The organism is Lactobacillus sp. 23-2, from assembly GCF_044902225.1.
GTDB lineage: Bacteria > Bacillota > Bacilli > Lactobacillales > Lactobacillaceae > Lactobacillus > Lactobacillus absianus.
The window spans coordinates 1-3282 of the sequence record NZ_JAOQBX010000049.1; the positions used below are offsets into that span (position 1 = coordinate 1).

The window sequence follows — 3282 nt, forward strand, 5'->3', positions numbered from 1 at the left end:
TGGGAAACTGCCTGCGAGGATAGGGCGCTGCCGCGCGAAGCAAGAGTCAGACGGAGGTCTGGCTCTTTTTTGTTCCATTTTTGCCTTTGTTTTTTGAACGATTTTCAGCCTGTGACTTAAGATTCTGAGACAGTTCATGCTTTTTGCTTAAGCTTGCGGCGTTTGCCAGGGAGCGTATTCTGCGGTCTTAATTTTTTGGTTATAATTGCTGTTATTGATAGCAAAGCAGAGAGGAGCTAACGATTATGACTAGTCCGATTCACGTCAACTCAGAAATTGGCCGGCTCAAGACGGTAATGCTGCACCGGCCGGGGCATGAGATTGAAAACATCACCCCGGATTCAATGGACCGGCTCCTGTTTGATGACATTCCTTATTTGCCGATTGCCCAGGCTGAACATGATTTTTTCGCCCAGACCCTGCGGGAAAACGGCACTGAAGTCCTTTATGCCGAGGACCTGCTGGCCGAGGCCTTGACCGCCAAGAAGGTCAGGCAGGAGTTTATCGCCAGGCAGGTCAAGGAGGCGGGCTTTATCGTGGGGGCCACCCACGATGCCTTGATCGAGCATCTGGAATCTCTAGAGCCAAAGGATTTGGTGGCTAAGATCTATGAAGGGGTGCGCCGGGAGGAAATTGAATATCAGGAATTGGACCTAGCGGCCGTTTCAGCTGAAAGCACCTGGACCTTTTTGCTGGATCCCTTGCCAAACGCTTACTTTACCCGGGACCCGCAAGCCGCGATCGGCAATGGCATGTCCGTCAACAAGATGACCTATCCGGCCCGCCAGCGGGAATCGATGATCACGGATTACATTCTCAACTACAACACCCGTTTTGCCAGCAAGGTGCCAATTTGGCGGGGAAGAGACCATGTCAGCCATATTGAGGGCGGGGACGAGCTGGTCTTGAGCGATCATGTCGTGGCTATCGGGATCTCGCAGCGGACCAGCGCCCAGGCAATCGTGGAAATTGCTGAGCAGCTGTTCAAGGGCTCCAATTTTGACACGGTGATTGCCATCGCGATCCCGCATAACCATGCCATGATGCACCTGGACACGGTCTTTACTATGATCAACTATGACCAGTTTACGATCCACCCGGCAATTTTGACTGATGACGGGCAGGTGGACAGCTGGGTTCTGCATCCTGGAAAAAACGGCAAGATCACCTTAAAGCACTACACGCATTTGGTTGAAGTCTTAAAGAGGGCTTTGGGCAAATCTGAAATCGACCTGATCCCAACTGGCAACGGCGACCCGATCGCGGCGGCCAGAGAGCAGTGGAACGATGGCTCCAACACCTTGGCGATCGCGCCTGGGGAAGTCGTGACCTATGACCGCAACTATGTCTCCAATGACTTGCTCCGAAAGCACGGGATCATCGTCCATGAGGTCCGCTCCAGTGAATTGTCCCGCGGGCGCGGAGGTCCGCGCTGCATGTCCTGTCCTTTGGTCCGGGAAGACCTGGAATAGCATTATTAAACGGTTAAAACACTCATCTAACCTAGATGGGTGTTTTGCTTGCTATTGGCAGCCTCATTTGGAACAAGGGCCGCAGTTGGGTACTTTTCGGGAATCTGCCTTTGAAGAATCCCCCAACTAAGCCCCAAACCCGCGCGCTCCGTTCCCAAGCCCCCAGCCAAATCCCAAACCGCATCCCGGGTTAGCCACCTGCAGCGTTCTTTTTTCGAAAAAACACTTGCATTCTTTTCCGAATACGGTATACTAGTATTTGTGCTTACGGCGCAGGCCGTAGCCAATGATTCGGAGGATTAGCTCAGCTGGGAGAGCATCTGCCTTACAAGCAGGAGGTCATAGGTTCGAGCCCTATATCCTCCATCGAGTCGTTAGCTCAGTCGGTAGAGCATCTGACTTTTAATCAGAGGGTCGAGGGTTCAAGTCCCTCACGACTCATGGCCCTGATCTGCGGGTGTGGCGGAATTGGCAGACGCGCTAGATTTAGGTTCTAGTGTTTTCGGACGTGTGGGTTCAAGTCCCACCACCCGTATTGTATCATCTGATACATCAAGCCGATTTAGCTCAGTTGGTAGAGCATCTGTCTTGTAAACAGGGGGTCGTACGTTCAAGTCGTATAATCGGCATTAATATGCGGAAGTAGTTCAGTGGTAGAACATCACCTTGCCATGGTGGGGGTCGCGGGTTCGAATCCCGTCTTCCGCTTAGCCTTCTTTTGCCGGAGTGGCGGAATTGGCAGACGCACAGGACTTAAAATCCTGCGGTTGGTTTCAACCGTACCGGTTCGACCCCGGTCTTCGGCACTAATGCACCCATAGCGCAACTGGATAGAGTGTCTGACTACGAATCAGAAGGTTGTAGGTTCAAGTCCTACTGGGTGCATCATCTTTACGGGAAGTAGCTCAGCTTGGTAGAGCACCTGCTTTGGGAGCAGGGGGTCGCAGGTTCGAATCCTGTCTTCCCGATTGTAATTGAATATAGTTTAGTCCATATTGATTACATATGGCGGTGTAGCTCAGCTGGCTAGAGCGTCCGGTTCATACCCGGGAGGTCGAGGGTTCGATCCCCCCCGCCGCTATTTTGGATACTTGGACCTTTAGCTCAGTCGGTTAGAGCAGACGGCTCATAACCGTCCTGTCGTAGGTTCGAGTCCTACAAGGTCCATCACCGGCTTTGCCGGAGAGGAACAATGGCTCGGTAGCTCAGTTGGTAGAGCAATGGATTGAAGCTCCATGTGTCGGCGGTTCGATTCCGTCCCGCGCCATCTACATCTGAATATTTGCGGGTATAGTTTAGTGGTAAAACCACAGCCTTCCAAGCTGTTGTCGCGAGTTCGATTCTCGTTACCCGCTTATGGGCCTGTAGCTCAGCTGGTTAGAGCGCACGCTTGATAAGCGTGAGGTCGATGGTTCAAGTCCATCCAGGCCCATTGGAGTAATACTCAAGTGGCTGAAGAGGCGCCCTTGCTAAGGGTGTAGATCGGGAAACTGATGCGAGAGTTCGAATCTCTCTTACTCCGTCACTGAAGAACCGCGTGAGCGGTTCTTTTTTTGCCTTCGGGCCTTATTTTCTCTTGCTAATTTGGCCTTAGCTGAGAAAAAGCTAGTTTTTTTGTAAAAAGGGCTTGCCAAAAGACTGCTTTTTCTGTATTCTATTATTTGTTGACGCGGCAAGGCGTCGGCGAGGCTTGAAAAAAAGGCCTTGACAGATTAGCAGCTTTCATCTAATATAATAAGAGTGCTGTTAAGCAAACGGCCCGTTGGTCAAGTGGTTAAGACACCGCCCTTTCACGGCGGTAACATGAGTT

Annotated in this window: 1 protein-coding gene and 14 tRNA genes; all 15 read left to right on the top strand. The window is 51.6% G+C overall.

Annotation, left to right across the window (positions count from 1 at the left end):
• Nucleotides 1–245: 245 nt before the first annotated feature.
• The 15 genes from arcA (at nucleotide 246) to OCH80_RS10060 (ending at nucleotide 2994) form a co-directional block, all read left to right on the top strand.
• Nucleotides 246–1472, top strand: coding sequence for an arginine deiminase (gene arcA / locus OCH80_RS09990; RefSeq protein WP_404540622.1), 1227 nt, complete (start codon nucleotides 246–248; stop codon nucleotides 1470–1472).
• A gap of 293 nt (nucleotides 1473–1765) precedes the next feature.
• Nucleotides 1766–1838: transfer RNA gene (locus tag OCH80_RS09995), tRNA-Val, on the top strand.
• A gap of 2 nt (nucleotides 1839–1840) precedes the next feature.
• Nucleotides 1841–1913: transfer RNA gene (locus OCH80_RS10000), tRNA-Lys, on the top strand.
• Between the two features lie 12 nt (nucleotides 1914–1925).
• Nucleotides 1926–2007 (top strand) — tRNA-Leu (locus tag OCH80_RS10005).
• 21 nt (nucleotides 2008–2028) lie between these two features.
• Nucleotides 2029–2101: transfer RNA gene (locus OCH80_RS10010), tRNA-Thr, on the top strand.
• 7 nt (nucleotides 2102–2108) lie between these two features.
• A tRNA-Gly gene (locus tag OCH80_RS10015) sits at nucleotides 2109–2180 on the top strand.
• Nucleotides 2181–2192: 12 nt separating this feature from the next.
• Nucleotides 2193–2278, top strand: a tRNA-Leu gene (locus OCH80_RS10020).
• A gap of 5 nt (nucleotides 2279–2283) precedes the next feature.
• Nucleotides 2284–2357, top strand: a tRNA-Arg gene (locus OCH80_RS10025).
• Between the two features lie 9 nt (nucleotides 2358–2366).
• Nucleotides 2367–2440: transfer RNA gene (locus OCH80_RS10030), tRNA-Pro, on the top strand.
• Between the two features lie 39 nt (nucleotides 2441–2479).
• Nucleotides 2480–2553 (top strand) — tRNA-Met (locus OCH80_RS10035).
• A gap of 12 nt (nucleotides 2554–2565) precedes the next feature.
• Nucleotides 2566–2639, top strand: a tRNA-Ile gene (locus OCH80_RS10040).
• A 27-nt stretch (nucleotides 2640–2666) separates the two neighbouring features.
• Nucleotides 2667–2739 (top strand) — tRNA-Phe (locus OCH80_RS10045).
• Between the two features lie 17 nt (nucleotides 2740–2756).
• Nucleotides 2757–2827: transfer RNA gene (locus OCH80_RS10050), tRNA-Gly, on the top strand.
• A 3-nt stretch (nucleotides 2828–2830) separates the two neighbouring features.
• Nucleotides 2831–2904, top strand: a tRNA-Ile gene (locus tag OCH80_RS10055).
• 2 nt (nucleotides 2905–2906) lie between these two features.
• Nucleotides 2907–2994: transfer RNA gene (locus tag OCH80_RS10060), tRNA-Ser, on the top strand.
• Nucleotides 2995–3282 lie beyond the last annotated feature (288 nt).

Bases quoted from the DNA above. Each gene is read 5' to 3' on its own strand.
- arcA (WP_404540622.1), top strand. From the start codon at position 246: ATGACTAGTCCGATTCACGTCAACTCAGAAATTGGCCGGCTCAAGACG.